13 protein-coding genes and 1 riboswitch are annotated in these 16,450 nt (G+C 65.5%); of the genes, 4 read left to right on the forward strand and 9 right to left on the reverse strand.

Features of this window, described 5'->3' with window-relative positions; translation table 11 throughout:
• Nucleotides 1-55 precede the first annotated feature (55 nt).
• Together ahr and H3221_RS07260 are read left to right on the forward strand one after the other, a co-directional pair.
• A complete protein-coding gene (ahr, locus tag H3221_RS07255) occupies nt 56-1,087 on the forward strand; it encodes an NADPH-dependent aldehyde reductase Ahr (protein WP_196473481.1) in 1,032 nt (343 codons plus the stop codon).
• Nucleotides 1,088-1,146: 59 nt separating this feature from the next.
• Nucleotides 1,147-1,593: an acetyltransferase gene (locus tag H3221_RS07260; RefSeq protein WP_196473480.1), complete on the forward strand. Its 447-nt coding sequence runs from the start codon at nt 1,147-1,149 to the stop codon at nt 1,591-1,593.
• Nucleotides 1,594-1,765: 172 nt separating this feature from the next.
• Here H3221_RS07260 and H3221_RS07265 read toward each other — a convergent pair whose 3' ends face one another.
• Entirely contained in the window at nt 1,766-3,106 is a 1,341-nt protein-coding gene (locus tag H3221_RS07265) for an aminotransferase-like domain-containing protein (protein WP_196473479.1), read from the reverse strand.
• Between the two features lie 80 nt (nt 3,107-3,186).
• On the opposite strand from H3221_RS07265, the gene H3221_RS07270 reads away from it, so the two are divergent.
• Entirely contained in the window at nt 3,187-4,158 is a 972-nt protein-coding gene (locus H3221_RS07270) for a threonine dehydratase (protein WP_196473478.1), read from the forward strand.
• 1 nt (nt 4,159) lies between these two features.
• On the opposite strand, the gene amn is transcribed toward H3221_RS07270, so the two are convergent.
• A complete protein-coding gene (amn, locus tag H3221_RS07275) occupies nt 4,160-5,692 on the reverse strand; it encodes an AMP nucleosidase (RefSeq protein ID WP_178094595.1) in 1,533 nt (510 codons plus the stop codon).
• Between the two features lie 67 nt (nt 5,693-5,759).
• On the opposite strand from amn, the gene H3221_RS07280 reads away from it, so the two are divergent.
• Nucleotides 5,760-6,488 carry a hypothetical protein gene (locus tag H3221_RS07280; protein ID WP_196473477.1) on the forward strand — a complete coding sequence of 243 codons (729 nt, stop codon included), beginning with the start codon at nt 5,760-5,762 and terminating at the stop codon, nt 6,486-6,488.
• A 144-nt stretch (nt 6,489-6,632) separates the two neighbouring features.
• Here H3221_RS07280 and H3221_RS07285 read toward each other — a convergent pair whose 3' ends face one another.
• The 7 genes from H3221_RS07285 to H3221_RS07315 form a co-directional block, all read right to left on the reverse strand.
• The gene (locus H3221_RS07285) at nt 6,633-7,313 is read right to left on the reverse strand and encodes an energy-coupling factor ABC transporter permease (RefSeq protein ID WP_196473476.1); all 681 of its coding nucleotides are present in this window, start codon (nt 7,311-7,313) and stop codon (nt 6,633-6,635) included.
• Nucleotides 7,314-7,366: 53 nt separating this feature from the next.
• Nucleotides 7,367-7,569: riboswitch (cobalamin riboswitch) on the reverse strand.
• A gap of 52 nt (nt 7,570-7,621) precedes the next feature.
• Complete coding sequence (locus H3221_RS07290; protein ID WP_196473475.1) at nt 7,622-9,271, reverse strand: acyl-CoA dehydrogenase family protein; 1,650 nt, start codon at nt 9,269-9,271, stop codon at nt 7,622-7,624.
• Nucleotides 9,268-9,909, reverse strand: coding sequence for a TetR/AcrR family transcriptional regulator (locus H3221_RS07295; protein WP_196473474.1), 642 nt, complete (start codon nt 9,907-9,909; stop codon nt 9,268-9,270). Before H3221_RS07295 ends, H3221_RS07290 begins: the two co-directional genes overlap by 4 nt.
• 225 nt (nt 9,910-10,134) lie before the next feature.
• Entirely contained in the window at nt 10,135-12,543 is a 2,409-nt protein-coding gene (locus tag H3221_RS07300; protein ID WP_196473473.1) for a hybrid sensor histidine kinase/response regulator, read from the reverse strand.
• Between the two features lie 91 nt (nt 12,544-12,634).
• A complete protein-coding gene (locus H3221_RS07305) occupies nt 12,635-13,525 on the reverse strand; it encodes an ABC transporter substrate-binding protein (RefSeq protein WP_196473472.1) in 891 nt (296 codons plus the stop codon).
• Entirely contained in the window at nt 13,522-15,498 is a 1,977-nt protein-coding gene (gene fhuB, locus H3221_RS07310; protein WP_196473471.1) for a Fe(3+)-hydroxamate ABC transporter permease FhuB, read from the reverse strand. Before fhuB ends, H3221_RS07305 begins: the two co-directional genes overlap by 4 nt.
• A 2-nt stretch (nt 15,499-15,500) precedes the next feature.
• Nucleotides 15,501-16,268: an ABC transporter ATP-binding protein gene (locus tag H3221_RS07315; RefSeq protein ID WP_196473470.1), complete on the reverse strand. Its 768-nt coding sequence runs from the start codon at nt 16,266-16,268 to the stop codon at nt 15,501-15,503.
• Between the last annotated feature and the right edge of the window lie 182 nt (nt 16,269-16,450).

Here is a 16,450-nt window from a genome sequence, read left to right on the forward strand (position 1 = left end):
CGCCCAGCCAAACCGACTAAGCTGCCGGTTCACCCCCTGCATTCAGGAGCCACCGATGAGCAACAGTGCCGAACTCGCCACCTTCAGCGGCTGGGCCGCCACCGCACCCAAGGCACCGCTGGAGCGGCTGAGCTACGATCCCGGGCCGCTCGGCGCCGAAGAGGTGGAAGTGGCGGTGGAATACTGTGGCATCTGCCATTCCGACCAGTCGATGATCGACAACGAATGGGGCAATGCGCGCTACCCCTTCATCCCCGGCCATGAGGTGGTCGGCACCATTGTCCGCCTCGGCGAGCAGGCGCGCGGGCTCAAGCTGGGTCAACGGGTCGGCATCGGCTGGTACAAGGGCAGTTGCATGCACTGCGGCTCGTGCATGGAAGGCTCACACCAATTGTGCCGCTCGGTGAAGCCGACCATCGTCGGCAGCCATGGCGGTTTCGCCGATCGCCTGCGTTCGCACTGGGCCTGGGCCGTGCCACTACCCGATGGCCTCGACCCGGCGCTGGTGGGACCGCTGTTCTGCGCCGGTTCGACGGTGTTCAGCCCACTGCTTGAATACGACATCAAACCCACCGACCGCGTCGGCGTGGTTGGTATCGGCGGCCTTGGTCACCTGGCGCTGCGTTTTCTCAACGCCTGGGGCTGCGAGGTGACGGCCTTCACCTCGTCGCTGAACAAGCAGGACGAAGCCAAACGCCTGGGCGCGCACAAGGTGGTGGCTTCCACCGACAGCGCGGCAATGAAGGCGATTGCCGGCAGCCTGGATTTCCTCCTGGTCACCGCCAGCGCCGATCTGGACTGGCAAGCACTGATCGGCACCCTGCGTGGCAAGGGCCGGCTGCACTTCGTCGGCATCGTGCCCAGCGCCATCCCGGTGCACGTGTTCAACCTGATCCCGCAACAAAAGAGCCTGTCCGGCTCGCCAGTGGGCTCTCCAAAAACCATGGCGACCATGCTGGAGTTCTGCGCGCGTCACCAGATCCTGCCGCAGGTCGAGCAATTCCCCATGAGCCAGGTGAATGCGGCCATCGACCACCTGCGCAGCGGCAAGGCGCGCTACCGCGTGGTACTCGACGCCAGCAAATGACAGCATGGGCGCAGAGCTGGCATGCTCTGCGCCCAGCTTTATCCTGGATGCCTGTCACCATGTCACCGATGCTCGACACCCCCACCGATGCCGAACTGCCCACCCTGGTGGACATCTGGGAGGCTGCCGTGCGCGCCACCCACCACTTCCTCCCGGAAAGCGATCTGCAGGTGATCAAGCCGTTGCTGCGCGAGCAATATTTCCCGGCCGTGCAACTGACCTGCGCGCGGGACAACACCGGGCGAATACTGGGTTTTCTCGGTACGACCGAGGGCATGGTGGAAATGCTCTTCGTCGATCCGGCCTGCCACGGCCAGGGCGTGGGCAAGCGGCTGATGCGCCATGCCGTCGACGAACTGGGCGCCACTCGGGTCGACGTCAACGAACAGAACCCGCAGGCCGTGGGGTTCTACCAACACCTGGGATTCGTGGTGACCGATCGCTCGCGCCTGGACGGGGGCGGCCGGCCCTTTCCAATCCTGCATATGAAACTCGCAAGGACGTAGGTCCGGGACGCCAGCCGCTCGTAGCGAAGCGAACAGCCCGCCGGGCCATGCAAAAGCTGGCACCACACACTTGCCAGAAAAACGCCCTCGGCGCTTCATTGCCAGATTCAAGCCTGCCACCACGGCGGCGTACTGCTTCCGAGCGGCCGGCGTCCCGGTACGCCCTACAGCGCTAAACAGGCCAGGCCGCCACTATCCCTTCCAACGCCCGCTTGAGTTCGACCCGGCTGGCTGCCGCCGCTAGACTGACGCGCACGGCGTGCCCCGGATTGGCCTCGACCGCGAATACCTCAGCCGGCACCACCTCGACGCCATGCTGTCGACAGGCTTCAGACAGACCGACAGGCGCTGCAGTGTCCAGCCACAAATGCGGCGCCACCGCCCTACCCTGCGGCATGCGCGGGCCAAGCACGCGCGCAGCCAGGCGCCAGCGCTGCTGCAGCTCGCCGATCTGCCAGGCCAGGCGCTGATCGGCAATGCTGCTTTCGATCCACTCACACGCCAAGGCCAAGCTCAGCGGCGTCACCGCCCAGCGCGTGGCCTGGGCCTCGGGGTCGATGCGTTCGAGCAGCTCCGGCGCGCCGGCGATAAAGCCCAGGCGCAACCCCGGCGCGACGCTCTTGGACAGGCTGCTGATCAGCAGGCAGCGCTCGGGAAGCTGCACTGCCAAAGGCGCCTCGCTGCCCAGCACGCCGTAGACATCGTCCTCGACGATCCACAACCCGCGCCGCCGCGCCACCTCGGCGATAGCCGTGCGGCGCTCGGCGTCCAGGCTGGCGCCGGTTGGGTTCTGCAAACAGGGCGTGAGCACCGCGACACGAGCCCCGGTGGCACGGGCCAGGCGGTCGAGGTCATCGGGCAGGATGCCGCGCTCGTCCATCGCCACCCCGTGCAGCGGCAGACGCAACTGACGTGCGGCGGCCTTGATCCCAGGCGCGGTGTAGCGCTCCACCAGAATCGGCTCACCCGCCTCGCACAGCGCCAGCAGCGCGGCCGACACGCCCTGCTGAGCGCCGGCGCAGAGCAGCAGACCGCCCGGCGCCAGCTTCAGACCACGGCGGCGCAGCCAGGTGGCGCCAGCCAGGTGAGCGCGCTCGATCAGTGCTGCCGACGGGTAGGCCTGCAACGCGTCCAGTTCGCCACGTGCAGCTAGCGCGGCGAGGCTGACGGAGAGGTCACGGTTATCCGGGTCATGCACCGGCACGTTGGTCGACAGGTCGATCAGCTCTCCCTGGGCGGCCGGCTGCTTGAGGCGGAACAGGCTCGCTTCGTGGCTGCTGGCGAGTACGTAGGTACCGCGCCCGACCTCACCGGAGACCAGGTGCCGACGCGCCGCCTCGCGGTAGGCGAGCATCACCGTGCTCGGATTGATGCCCAGCGTCCAGGCCAAGCGTCGCTGCGGCGGCAGGCGCTCACCGGGCTTGAGTTCGCCACGGCCGACGGCAGCGGCGATGGCCTCGACCAGCGCGAGATACGTCGGAAGGGCGTTGTCTTGAAGATCAGGAAGCCACATTGCTTGCCATGCAATATAAAGATTTACCCATACAATGTACCGATCTAGCATCCGGGTCAACACCACTCGGAGTGCCCGTCATGTTCGACCTTGCCCAACTGCGCCAGAGCGCTGAACTGGTTCACCGCCACATGGCGCCCACACCGCAACTGGCCTGGCCACTGCTGGCCCAGCGTCTGGGTTGCGAGGTCTGGGTCAAGCACGAGAACCACGCGCCGACCGCCGCCTTCAAGGTGCGCGGCGGGCTGGTCTATATCGACGCCCTGTTGCGCCGCGAACCGCAGGTGCGCGGGCTGGTCACAGCCACCCGTGGCAACCACGGCCAGAGCCTGGCGCTGGCTGCGCGCGCGGCGGGACTGGCGATCCGCATCCTGGTGCCGCACGGCAACGCCCGCGAGAAGAATGCGGCAATGCGCGCCCTCGGCGCCGAGGTGATCGAGCATGGTCGCGACTTCGACGAAGCGCGCGCCGAGGCCGCGCGCCTGGCCGAACGCGACGGCCTGCATTGGGTCCCGTCACTGCACGAGGACCTGGTGCGTGGCGTGGCAACCTACTCACTGGAACTGCTGGAGGCGGTGCCGGACCTGCGCCGGGTTTACGTGCCCATCGGCCTCGGCTCGGGCATCTGCGGGATGATCCGCACCCGCGACCTGCTTGGCCTCGACACCGAGATCGTCGGCGTGGTCGCCAGCGGCGCCGACGCCTATGCGCAGAGCTTCGAGCAGGGCCGCCTGGTGCAGACCGACCGCGCCGACACCCTGGCCGACGGCATGGCCTGCCGTCAGCCGCAGCAACTGGCGCTGGACATGATACGCGCTGGCGCCGCGCGCATCGTGCGGGTCGGCGATGAGGAAATCCGCACAGCCATCCGCACCTACCACGAGGACACCCACAACCTCGCTGAGGGTGCCGGTGCTGCGGCGTTGGCCGCGCTGATGCAAGAGCGCGAGCTCAATGCCGGTCAGCGCGTGGCCGTGGTGCTCAGCGGCGCCAACATAGACCGCGCCGCGCTGGCCGAACTGCTGCGTGACGAGGCGCCGGTCGCGGCCTGACTCAGCGGAACGGAGGCTCGTCGAAACTGCGCAGCTTGCGTGAGTGCAGCGAGTTGAGCTGGCTGCGCATCAGCTCCAGCGCCGCGATACCGATATGCAGGTGCTGGGTCACGGCGCGCTCGTAGAAGGCGCCAGCCGCGCCGGGCAGCTTGATCTCGCTGTGCAGGGGTTTGTCCGACACGCACAGCAGCGTGCCATAGGGCACCCGCAGGCGATAGCCTTGCGCGGCGATGGTGCCGCTTTCCATGTCCACCGCCACGGCGCGCGACAGGTTGATCAACGGCCGCTCCTGGGCCCAGCGCAGCTCCCAGTTGCGATCGTCGTAGGTCAGCACGGTGCCGGTGCGCAAGCGCTTCTTCAGCTCGTCGCCCTGCTCGCCGGTCACCAGTTTGGCGGCTTCCTGCAGCGCCTGCTGTACCTCGGCCAATGCCGGCAGCGGGATATGCGGCGGCAGTACGCGGTCGAGAATGCCGTCGCGGCGCATGTAGGCGTGGGCCAGCACGTAGTCGCCGATGGTCTGCGATTGGCGCAGGCCGCCGCAGTGGCCGATCATCAGCCAGCAATGCGGGCGCAGCACGGCCAGGTGGTCGGTGATGTTCTTGGCATTGGACGGACCGACGCCAATGTTGACCAGGGTGATGCCGTGGCCATCCTCAGCCTGCAGGTGGTAGGCCGGCATCTGGTAGCGGTGCCAGACCACGTTTTCGATGATCGCCTGCATCTCACCTTCGGCCATGCCGCGCTCGATCACCACGTTGCCCGGCAACACCATGCGGGTGAAACGCGAGTCGCCCACCAGCATGTCCAGGCCGTGGCGAATGAACTGATCGACGTAGCGGTGATAATTGGTCAGCAGGATCCACGGCTGCACATGGCGCCAGTCGCTGCCGGTGTAGTGCTGGATGCGCTTGAGGGAGAAGTCGGTGCGCGCCGCGTCGAACAGCGCCAGCGGCAGCGGATCGATGTTCTCCCAGTCGTACAGGCCATCGGCGGTGCCGTCGGTGGCAGCGGACAGGTCGGTGCTGGGGAATACGCGCGCCAACTCGGCGGCGGTTACGCCACTGCCAGCCAGCTCATCGCCACCCTCGACCACGTACGGGTAGGGAATGTTCTGCTGGCTGCGGCCGACTTCCACACGCAGGGTGAAGTCGTTCATCAGCGGGCTCAACTGCTCCAGCAAGTATTTGCGGAAGGCCGCCGGCTGGGTCACGGTGATGGCGTAGGTGCCCGGCACCTGCACCTTGGCGTAGGCGCGCACGGTGGTCGGCACCTCGCCCTGGCACAGGTAGGTCAGGCGCAATTCGGGATAACGGAACAGGCAGTGCTCGCTGGCATCGGGGCGGATGCGCTCCTTGAGGTAACGCTTGAGCGCCTGGCTCAACGCACCGGTGGCTTCCTGGTGCAGGGCGGCAAGACGGTCGACCGCCTCTTCGGGGGTGTGGGCAATGATGAAATCATCTGAGCAGGCTTTCACAGTGCATCTTCCTGACTGAACGTACGCCCCTATCTTGCCTGCATACGGTGACGAAAACATAGCGCGACAGCCCTCGCGCATCACTGCTAGCGACTAGGCTTGGATCAACTCGTCAGAGATCACCATCATGCCCCGTGCAATCGTTCTGCTGTTAGCCATGGTCTCATGCTCAAGCATTCAGGCCGGTGAACTCGACGGTCATTACCGAGCAACCCTCGACGGCCAGCCGAGCGAGCTGATCCTGCGCCAGAGCGACTCCGTGGTGGAAGGCGAGTATGTGGAAAGCCAGCGCCTGCGCCTGATCGTCAAAGGCCACTACGACGGCAAGCTGCTGCGTGCCGAAATCAGCGACCCACAGACCGGACTGCTACTGGCCAACATGAACGCCACCTATGCCAATGCCATGCTCAATACCAGCATCGCCGCGCGCGATCCACGCAACGGCGAAGTGTTAGAGCGCCAGGCTCTCTTTCAGCGTGAAGCGGTAGCCATAGCGGCGACGCCGTCCACTGCCGGCGCTCAGGAGCCGGCGCTTGTTGGCACCTGGGTACACGAGAAGATCATCAACAGCGGCGGCACCAACTTCGCCTCGTTCAACACCCTGATGACCCTGCAATTGAACGCCGATGGCAGCGTCACGCAGTGGGCTCGCTCGGTCGGCGGCGGCAACGACTGGAACTACGACAGCCCTGGCGAGGTGCAGTACAGCGGCCACTGGCGCAGCCAGGACGGCATGCTGATGGTGCGCCTGACAGGCACCGCCGACTATCAACCCGCCGCCTACTACCGCTTCAGCGACCCGTACCTGGTCACCGAAAGCAATACCGGCAAGATCATCTGGCAGCGCCGCCGTTAGCGTAACAGTCGCGCAGCGACGCCTTCCTTCATGCTCCTCTCCCTTTGGAAAAGGTGGCGCGAAGCGCCGGATGAGGGCAGGCATGCAGCACAGGCTTTCATCATCCAGAACGCTTCTTGGCGCATGACCGTCAGCGCGACGAGGTCAGGCTGGCTGGTGCAGACGCACGTTGAACAGCGGCCCCTGACTGAAACGCGACAGCGCCTTGGCACCGGCCAGCACGCCCAGGTCGATCAGCGGCTCGATCAGGATCACGCTCATGTAGGCCAGGCCGAAGCTGCCCACGGCCGCCAGGTTTTCGCTGGAGAAACCGTGGCCGTAAAAGGCCCAGAACGCCACCCAGGCGACGATGCCGCCCTGATAAGCGGTCGAAAGCGCCAGCGCCTGCTTGTAGGAAAGATCGATGTAGGCGGTGCCCGGCGCGACGATGCGCTTGGCCAGCAGGCTGATGCCCCACAGCGGGATCAACAGCGTGGTGACATTCATGCCGTACTGCGGCAGGTCGAACTGAGCGAACAGCAGTCCTTGCAGCAGCAGACCTGCCGCCAGGCCAATGCCCGCGGCACCGGCACCAAACAGCAGGAGCAGGGTCGAACCGAGGATCAGATGCACCTCGGAAACGCCCACCGCATGATGCGGGAACACTTCGAAAAAGCAGAACACCAGGGCGGTGGTCAGCAGGCTGCGGAGCGCCAGGGCAGCGACACCGCCGTTGTTGCGTACGCTGTCCTGGGCGAGTTTGGCGGTCAGGCCGAAGGCAGTGACGGCCGTTGCGTAGCTAAGCAGGATCTTGGCGCCTTCGACGACGTCCGGTTCGATATGCATGCGAGTTCCTTTGCCGCGCCCACCGCGCGACGATTCGGATGAGGGAGTGGGCGAAACGCCCGTTGTCGATGGCAGGTCTCCTGGCTCACGGCTTGGCACTCCGCCCGCCTTCCCGACCGAAGTCAGTGGCATCAGGGCATCGTTCGCCGCTTACAGTTGCGGGGGCAGCCAGGGCATTGGCGAGATTCGCCGCACCCTGTTCCCTTTTCATCCGCGCCACAGGCGTGCACGCAGAACCATCGGCCGCAAGATTACTCGCCTGCCCGGCTAAAAAACAGCGCGCCAGGCAATCCGCCCTCGGCACTCGCTCAGGGCAGATGGGGCGTGCTGCGCGCCAGCAGCGCCTCGACGTCAACACCGCGCGGCAGCGTGCCATAGACGCGGCCGCGACCTTCCAGGCGGCTGGCGATGAAAGCGTCGGACACATTGGCATTGCCTGCCTCCAGCAGCAGCTTGGCCTGCAACGCCACGGCCATGTCTTCGGTAAGCTGGCGGGCGCGGTAATGGATGTCGGAGGTATCGGAAAAATCGGCCTTCAGCCGCTGGATATGCGCCTTCAGGCGAACATCGCCGTGGCCATCACCCAGCTCGGCGAACAGCGCGTCGAGCACGCCGGGCTCCTTGGACATGGCACGCAGCACGTCCAGGCACTGCACGTTGCCCGAGCCTTCCCAGATCGAGTTGACCGGCGCTTCACGATACAGGCGCGGCATGATGGTTTCCTCGACGTAGCCAGCGCCGCCCATGCATTCGCTGGCCTCGTAGATCATTTCCGGCGCGCGCTTGCAGATCCAGTACTTGCCCACGGCAGTAACCAGACGGGCAAACTTGTCTTCCTGCTCATCATGCTGATGGTCGAGCGCGCGGCCCATGCGCATGCACAGCGCCAGCGCGGCTTCGCTCTCCAGCGCCAGGTCGGCGAGCACGTTCTGCATCAACGGCTGGTCGGCGAGCAGCTTGCCACCCACCTGGCGATGCGCGCAGTGGTGCGCGGCCTGGGTCAACGCCTGGCGCATCAGGCTGCTGGAGCCGACCATGCAATCGAAGCGGGTCATGGCCACCATCTCGATGATGGTCGGCACGCCGCGCCCTTCCTCACCGAGCATCCAGGCGAAAGCGCCTCGGTATTCCACCTCGCTGGAGGCGTTGGCCCAGTTGCCCAGCTTGTTCTTCAGTCGCTGGATGTAGAACGCGTTGCGCGTGCCATCCGGCCGGTGACGCGGCAGCAGAAAGCACGACAGGCCCTTGTCGGTGTACGCCAGGGTGAGAAAGGCGTCGCACATCGGCGCCGAGCAGAACCATTTGTGCCCCACCAGTTCATAGCCCTGTCCCGGCCCGCCAAGACCGATGGGATAGGCCCGTGTGGTATTCGCGCGTACATCGGTGCCGCCCTGCTTCTCGGTCATGGCCATGCCAATGGTGACGCCGGACTTCTGCTCCATCGGCAGGTTGCGCGGGTCGTACTCGGTGGCGAGGATCTTCGGCAGCCACTGCTCGGCCACGTTGGGTTGCAGGCGGATGGCCGGCACAGCGGCGAAGGTCATGGTCAGCGGACAGCCGCTGGCCGCTTCGGCCTGGCTGTGCATATAGGTCAGCCCGGCGCGGGCGACATGAGCGCCGGCGCGCGGATCTGTCCAGGGCAGCGATGGCAAGCCGTGCTCGACCGCCGTGCGCATCAGCTCGTGGTAGGCCGGATGAAACTCGACTAGGTCGATACGGTTGCCGTAGCGGTCGTGGCTTTTGAACACCGGTTTGTTCTCGTTGGCGAGAAAGCCGGCCTGCATCAGGGTACCGCCTGCCAGGGCGCCATAAGCGCTCAAGCGTTCATCCGCCCAGGCGCCGTCGTAGCGGCGAATCCACTCCTGCAACGGCAGGTCGAGGCGATAGAGATTGGCGCCGTCCAAGCTTGGCACCTGATTGAACACTTCATGGGTTTCGGCGTGCAGACTGGGTTTCATCGCGCGAGCTCCTTGGCGCCGACGGCGCGCAGGCAGAAGGTGGCAAGGCTGGCGCTGACCTGCGCCAGCTCCAGAGTGGGTTGGCCCGCTTCGCGAGCGGCGCGGGCAGGTGGCGACAGCGGACCGACCAGCGCTTCGGCAATGGCGCCGACCAGACAGGCCGCCATCAGGCCGATCGGCTCGACTCGAAACTCGCCGGCAGCGGCGCCCTCCTCCAGCAGGTCACTGAACAGTTCGGCGTAGGCTTCGCGATAGAGCAGGCGCTGCTCGTCGACTTCGGGTTCGACCGGCTCGGCGATCAGCGCAAAGGCCAGGCGGCGGCTATGCCAGGCGCGGGCGGCGAACTGCTCGAGGCCGATGCGCAGGCGCTCGCTGGGGCGGCCCGGCCCGCGCAAGGCGGCGGCCAGGGCATCTACCTCACGCTGACTGGCGCTGGCGAAGACTTCGGCGGCCAGTTCACCCTTGCTGCGAAAGTGGCGGTACAGACTACCGGTGGCGATGCCGACATCGTCGGCCAGCGCCTGCATGGTCAGAGCGGCGAAACCACCCTCGGCAACGCGCAGCAGGGCGCAGTCGAGAATACGCGCGCGCAACGCCTGGTCGCGGTCGAGTCGAGCTTCGGTGGTGCGATAAGCCATGATCTGAATCCTGATTCATCTGCGCTCAGTGAATCAGGATTCAGACCATGGCTAAAGGGACGATACGGCCAAATCTGCCGCCGAATCGGGAATCGGGTGGCTCGTGCAATGCGGCACGTGCAGGAGTCTGCTGGCTGGCGGGTATCGATCACGCCGGAGCAAGGCATCGCCGGCAAGCCAGCGTCTACAGGGCGGAGCGGCTACATCACACCCGACGAAGACGCGTCAGACCGGAGCGGCGCCACCGGAAACCGTCGCCGGGCGGCACAGCACCCAGTCATGCAGCAGCACGCGCAACTCGTCGAACTTCACCGGCTTCGCCAGGTAGTCGCTCATACCCGCAGCCAGACAGCGCTCGCGGTCGCCACTGTGACTGTGCGCAGTGATCGCCAGCACCGGCAACTCGGCGCAGCCCGGCAGGGCGCGCAGTGCGCGACAGGTGGCAAAACCGTCCATCACCGGCATCTGGCAGTCGAGCAGCACCGCATCCACCGCCTCGCCGCGCAGCAACTCCAGCGCCTCGGCACCGTTGTCGGCAGTGCGCACACGGTAGCCGAGCTTGAGCAACATGCCGCGGGTCACCAGCTGGTTGATCGCATTGTCCTCGACGATCAGTACCGTGCATTGCTGTGCCTGGCGCTGCAGCGCGCCACCCAGTGGCCGTGCCGGGCGTACATCGCTGGCCTGTGGTTGCAGCGGCAGAGTCAGCGGCACATCGAGGCGAAAACGACTGCCCTGCCCCGACTGAGACTCGTGACTGAGACTGCCACCCAGCAGATCGACCAGTTGCCGACAGATCGCCAGGCCAATGCCCAAACCGCCGTACTTGCGGGTCATTGAACCGTCGAGCTGGTGGAAACGCTGATACAGATCGCCCTCATGGACGAAACCGATACCACTGTCGCTGACCACCACACTTAATGGCAGGTTGCTACCCACGTTGCCGGCCAGGCCGACCTGCAGCGTCACGCCGCCCTCGCTGGTGAACTTGATGGCGTTGTCCAGCAAATAGCCGAGCGCCTGCGCCAGCTTGGTCGCGTCCCCTTCCAGGGTGTCGGGCAGGTTGTCATCGAGCTCCAGAGCGAACGTCAGCCCCTTGTCTTCGGCGCGCGAGGCATACTGGGCACGCAGGCCATCGAACAGCCCGCGCAGGCTGAACGTCTCACGTCGCGGATAGAGTTTGCCGGCCTGCAGCTCGGTGAGCGCGAGGATGTCGTTGACCATGCGCATCATGTCGCGCGCGGACGCTGCGGCGGTCTTCTGGTACTGCTCCAGTTCGATGTCCATTTTGACCGTCTGCATCAGCTCCAGTGAGCCGATTACCCCGTTCATCGGCGTACGCAGCTCATGGGTGACGGTGGCGAGGAATTCGTCCTTGAAGCGGTTGCTGTCGGCCAATTCCTGGTTCAGCGTTTCGAGCTTGCGTCCGGCTTCCTGGAGGATACGCGTACGTTCTTCCTTCATCGCGTTGATGCGGTCGGCCAGCGCCAGCGACAGCAGGCCCACCTCCAGCGCCGAGCCAATCTGGCTGGCGTACATGGTGAGAAAGATATTCGGCAGGTAGCCCAGCACCATCAGCGTGTTGACGAGGCCGCCGATGAGAAAGGCGGTCCAGGCGAAGATGAAGTAGCGCGCCACGCGCATGCCGCGCAGCCAGGCCAGTACCCCGGCAGCGGAGATCACCACGGTGAACAACAGCGCAAGGTAGGTGGCAAGACGCAGTGCGGTCGCATAGCTGACGCTCAGTGCCAGGATCATCACCACGGCACCACAGGCCATGAGCAGCAACAACAGGCGATCGACCCAGGGACTGTGCTCGGAGGTGTGCAGGAAGCTGCGGGCGAACTGGCAGCCGAACAAGGCAGCCGAACCGATCAGGAAGGGTGTCGCGGCATTGGCCCACCAGGGACTGTTGGGCCAGAAATACTCGATACCGGCACCGTTGACCGATACCTGATACAGACCGAACGAGGCGATGTAGAGAATGTAATAGAGGTAGCTGGTGTCGCGCACGCTGAGGAAGATGAACAGGTTGTAGACCAGCATCACCAGCAACACGCCGTAGATGATGCCGAGCACGTAGATGCGTCCCGGTTGCTCTTCCAGGTAGGCATTGGGCGCCCACAGGGTCAACGGCGCCTGGATCGAACCCTGGCTTTCCAGGCGCAGATAAATGCGCTTCTCCTGGTTTGGCTCGAGGTTCAATTCAAAGAGGTAGTTGTTCTGCCGGATCTGCCGGCTGTCGAAGGGCAAGGCATCACCGGTACGTTGAGCCAAGGCGAAGCCGCCCGCTTCGCTCGGCAGATACAGTTCCAGATGATCGAGCGGCGGATAGGCCAGCTCCAGCAACCAGTTGCGGGGGCCCTGCGCCTGCTGCGGCAGGTAGTGTAGATCCAGCCGCAGCCAGAACACAGAGCGCGAATAGCCGGCATTGAGCACGGGTTTGTCATGCAGGCGGAAGCTGCCTTGCACGGCCGGCGAGGCAACATCGTCGATGCTGGCGTCGCCACGCACGTCTTCGAACACGTACATGCTCTGGCCCAGCGGCAATGCACGCGTCTGTTCGTCGAAGGTAACGGCGCCCACGAGCGAGGAAAAAACGAAGCTCACGATGAGCAGGAGCAGCCGGTACATACGACTCCAGAACCCTGTCGAACGGCGCCCAGGCCCCCATTAGCCCATCAGATGGCACCGTCACGCACGGCAGACTTATATTCGAATCGCCCTACTCTAGGGACTGTTGGGTCGCTTTTCCAGATTCAGACGGCAGTTTAAGCAGCGCTTCACCTATGGCCTCGGCCAGATACTGCAGGGAAAACACGCCGCCATAGGTCCAGGTCGAGGGCATCGCGGCGAAGCGCTGCTCACGCACGAAAGGCATCGCCTTCCACAGTGGCGAGGCGAACAACTGCGCCGCCTGGGCAAAGGGTTCGATATGCAGCACGACACCCTCTTCGATGCGACCGAGCGCAGTGATCGGTACCTGAGTGATGCCCCAGGGGCTTGGCGCCAGGTCCATGGCCGGCTGCAGGCCGAGCAGCGCCAACGCATGTTGCGGCATGGAGTTGGGGCCATTGATGAAGGCAGCTGTCGGCGACGAGAACCGAATCACCGTGACCGCTGGCAAACGCTCCCGGTAATGTGCCCTTAGCTGCTCACGCAACTGCGCCAGTTCGGCGTCCATCGCCTGCAGGCGTTGCTCGGCCAGCGTCTCGCGCCCCAGCGAGCGCGCCAGATCGAGAAACGCCTCGCGCTGCACCTGCTGATTGTCATGCTCCTGGCTGAAACCCTGATACACCTGCACCGGTGCGATACGTTCGAGCAACGGACGAATGTCTTCCAGCAAAGGCGCAATGACGATCAGCTCGGGCTGCAACTCGGCCAGCAACTCCAGGTTGGGCTCCAGACGCGAACCGGCCGACGGCACGCCTTCGGGCAGCGTTGGCCGCACCACCCAGGCGCGGTAGTCGCCAGCATCGGCCACGGTCAGCGGGGTCACGTCGAGCATCAGCAGGTGCTCGGTGGCCTCCCAGCTCAATGCCGCCACCCGTGGCGCGGCGCAGGCCCAGGCAGGCGTCAGCCAAAGCAGTAGAAAGCCAAGCAACCAACGCTTCACGCCAACCTCCCACGAATGAGCAGGAAGACGAAGTAGCCCCCACATAACACCGACGCAACGATGCCCACCGGAATCTGCAGCGGGAAGATCAAGGTGCGGCCGAGCCAGTCCGCCAGCAGCATCAGCACCGCGCCCAGCGAGGCTGCCAGCAACAGCTGCGGCATCACCCGACGCGCGCCGAGCATCACCGCGATATGCGGGGCCAAAAGCCCCAGGAAAGCCACCGGCCCGAGCAGGCTGGTCACCAGCGCACACAACAGTGCCACCAGCACCAGCAGCACCAGACGCAAACGCGGCACGTTCAGGCCACGGCTGGCGGCCACCCCGTCGCCGATGCCGATCAGCGTCAGGGCGCGCTGGCACAGCAGTGCCAGGGCACCGAACAGCAGCACGCCAAATGTCAGCCACAACGCCTGCGCAGGCGTGGCGCGATAGGTGGAGCCGGCCAGCCAGCCGAGCAACGCGAACGAATCCCCGGTCCCCTTCGCCAGCACGAACTGCAAGGCAGCGTTGAGCAGCGCGCCAAGGGAAATACCCAACAGCGCCATCAGTGCCGGCGAGTAGTGATGACGCCGCCCCAGCAGCATCAACGCCGCCAGCACCGCCAGGCTACCGACGAAGGCTGCCAGCGGTGCGACCGCGCCGAACACCGCGCCACCAAAGACGATCAGCGCCAGCATCACCGCCAGCGTGGCGCCTGCGGACAGGCCGAGGACATCCGGGCTGGCCAGCGGGTTACGCAACAGGCGCTGCAGCAGCAGACCGGCAATCGCCAAACCGGCGCCGGCAGACGCCGCGGTGAGTACACGCGGCCAGCGTAGCGACCACACCAGCGCCGACGGCCACTGCAGGTGCCAGCTATCGACACCACGGGCCAGCCCGAGCGCCACGATCAACGCCAACAAGGCAAAAGCCGCCACCCACAGCCCACTGCGCCAGCCGAACCGCTCGGTACCGCGCGGCAACTGCAGGCCGCGCGGGTCTTCCGCCGCCAGGTGCCGGCGCGCCAGCCACAACAGTACCGGCGCACCGATCAACGCTGCTGCGGCACCACTGGGTACCATCTGGCCGCTGACACTATTGGCCAGCAGCGCCAGAACGTCAGTGCCGAGTAGCAGCAAGGCGCCGAGTAGTGCGCTGTAGAAAAGCTCGTCACGCGCCGTGCGGGCGCCGAGCATCTTCGCCATGTTCGGTGTGAGCAGGCCGATGAAACCGATGAGGCCGACCGCCGTGATCGACACCGAGCACAGCCATAGCGCCGCCAGAAACAGCACCAGCATCACTGGCCACAAGGCCAGGCCACGGGCCTGTGCAGCAGCGCTGCCGATCTGCAGCAGGCTCAACGGGCGCGGCGCGAGGATCAGCAGCGGCATCGCCAGCAACAGCTTGGGCCACAGCCACTGCACCCAATGCCAGTCGATCTGCGCCAGATCACCCGCGCCCCAGACGAACAAGCCCTGGGTGTACTGGTTGTTGATCAGCACCAGCCCGGCGGCCAAAGCACCGAGCAGCAGGTTCATGGCCATGCCGCCCAGCACCAGCGGCAGCCCGCCTATGCCGCTGCGCCCGGCAATCAGCAGCACCAGGCCAACCGCTACCAGCGCGCCAACCAGCGCCGCCCACTGCCCGTGATTGGCGGCGAAGGTCGGCACCAGCAGGGTGGCGAGCACCAGCCCGAGCCAGGCCCCGGACGAGGCGCCGATGGTCATGGGGGAAACCAGACGATTCTGCGTGATCTGCTGCAGCAGGCTGCCGGACAAACCCAGCGCAGCGCCCGTCAGCAGTGCCATGCTCAGCCTGGGCAGCGCCGACAATTGCAGCTGGAGAAACGCGAAGCCGTGCTCGGCAGAATCGAGCATCGCCCACAGTTCGAACGGATCAAGATCGGCCGCCAGCCACAGATGCAGCAGTGCCAGGGGCAGCAACGCGAGCAGCGTCAGAAGGTGGCGTGACGGCGCCGAAACAGCCGTCATGCTCAGGTCACCACGGCAATCTTGCGGGCGCTGCCGGGCTGCTCGATCAGTTCGATATCGATGTCATAGAGTTGGCTGAGCAACGGCCCGCTAAGCAGCTCATCCGGGCTGCCGTCGAAGAAGATCCGCCCCTGTTTGAGGGCGATCACCCGGTCGGCATGCCGCGCGGTGAGGTTGATGTCGTGGAGGATGGCGACGATGCCGCGTCCGCTGTCGCGATTGAGTTGGCGCAGCAGGCGCATCAGCTCGTACTGATGCGCCAGGTCCAGCGCCGAGGTGGGCTCGTCGAGTAGCAACAGCGGTGATTGCTGGGCCAGCAGCATGGCGACCCAGGCGCGCTGGCGCTCGCCACCGGAGAGACTGTCGGCCAGGTGATCGGCGTAGTGGGCGACATCGGTCTGGGCCAGCGCCTGGTCAACGGCCGCATGGTCCTCGGCGCGCCAGCGGCCGAGCAGCCCGCGCCAGGGAAAGCGCCCCAGGCGCACCAGTTCACGTACGGTCAGGCCGGCGACATCGGGCAGATGCTGCGGCAGGAAGGCCACACGCCGGGCAAAGTCACGGGCGGAAAAACCCTCCAGGGCACGCCCGTCCAACTGCAGCGAGCCTCGGGTCGGCTGCAGCTGCCGCGCCAGCAGGTTCATCAGGGTCGACTTGCCCGAGCCGTTGTGGCCGAGGATCACGGTAAAACGATCACCGTCCAGATGCAGTTCGTCCAGCGCCAGCGTCACCCGCTCGCCGCGGCGTACTTCGATATCACGCAGGTTCAGCATGCCCGGACCAGCTCCTTGGGCAGGCCAATCGGTGCCCGTCGATGGCCAGCACGCCAGGACAGGCTGGGACGAATCACATCGAGCAGGTGATGGAGGTCTTGCATCGCGGCGAACCCGGACGACGGCAGCAGTGCGGAGGACGAATTTAATCATCGATACGCATCTGCATCAAATTATCATTC

The organism is Pseudomonas chaetocerotis (assembly GCF_015712105.2).
Taxonomy (GTDB): domain Bacteria; phylum Pseudomonadota; class Gammaproteobacteria; order Pseudomonadales; family Pseudomonadaceae; genus Aquipseudomonas; species Aquipseudomonas chaetocerotis.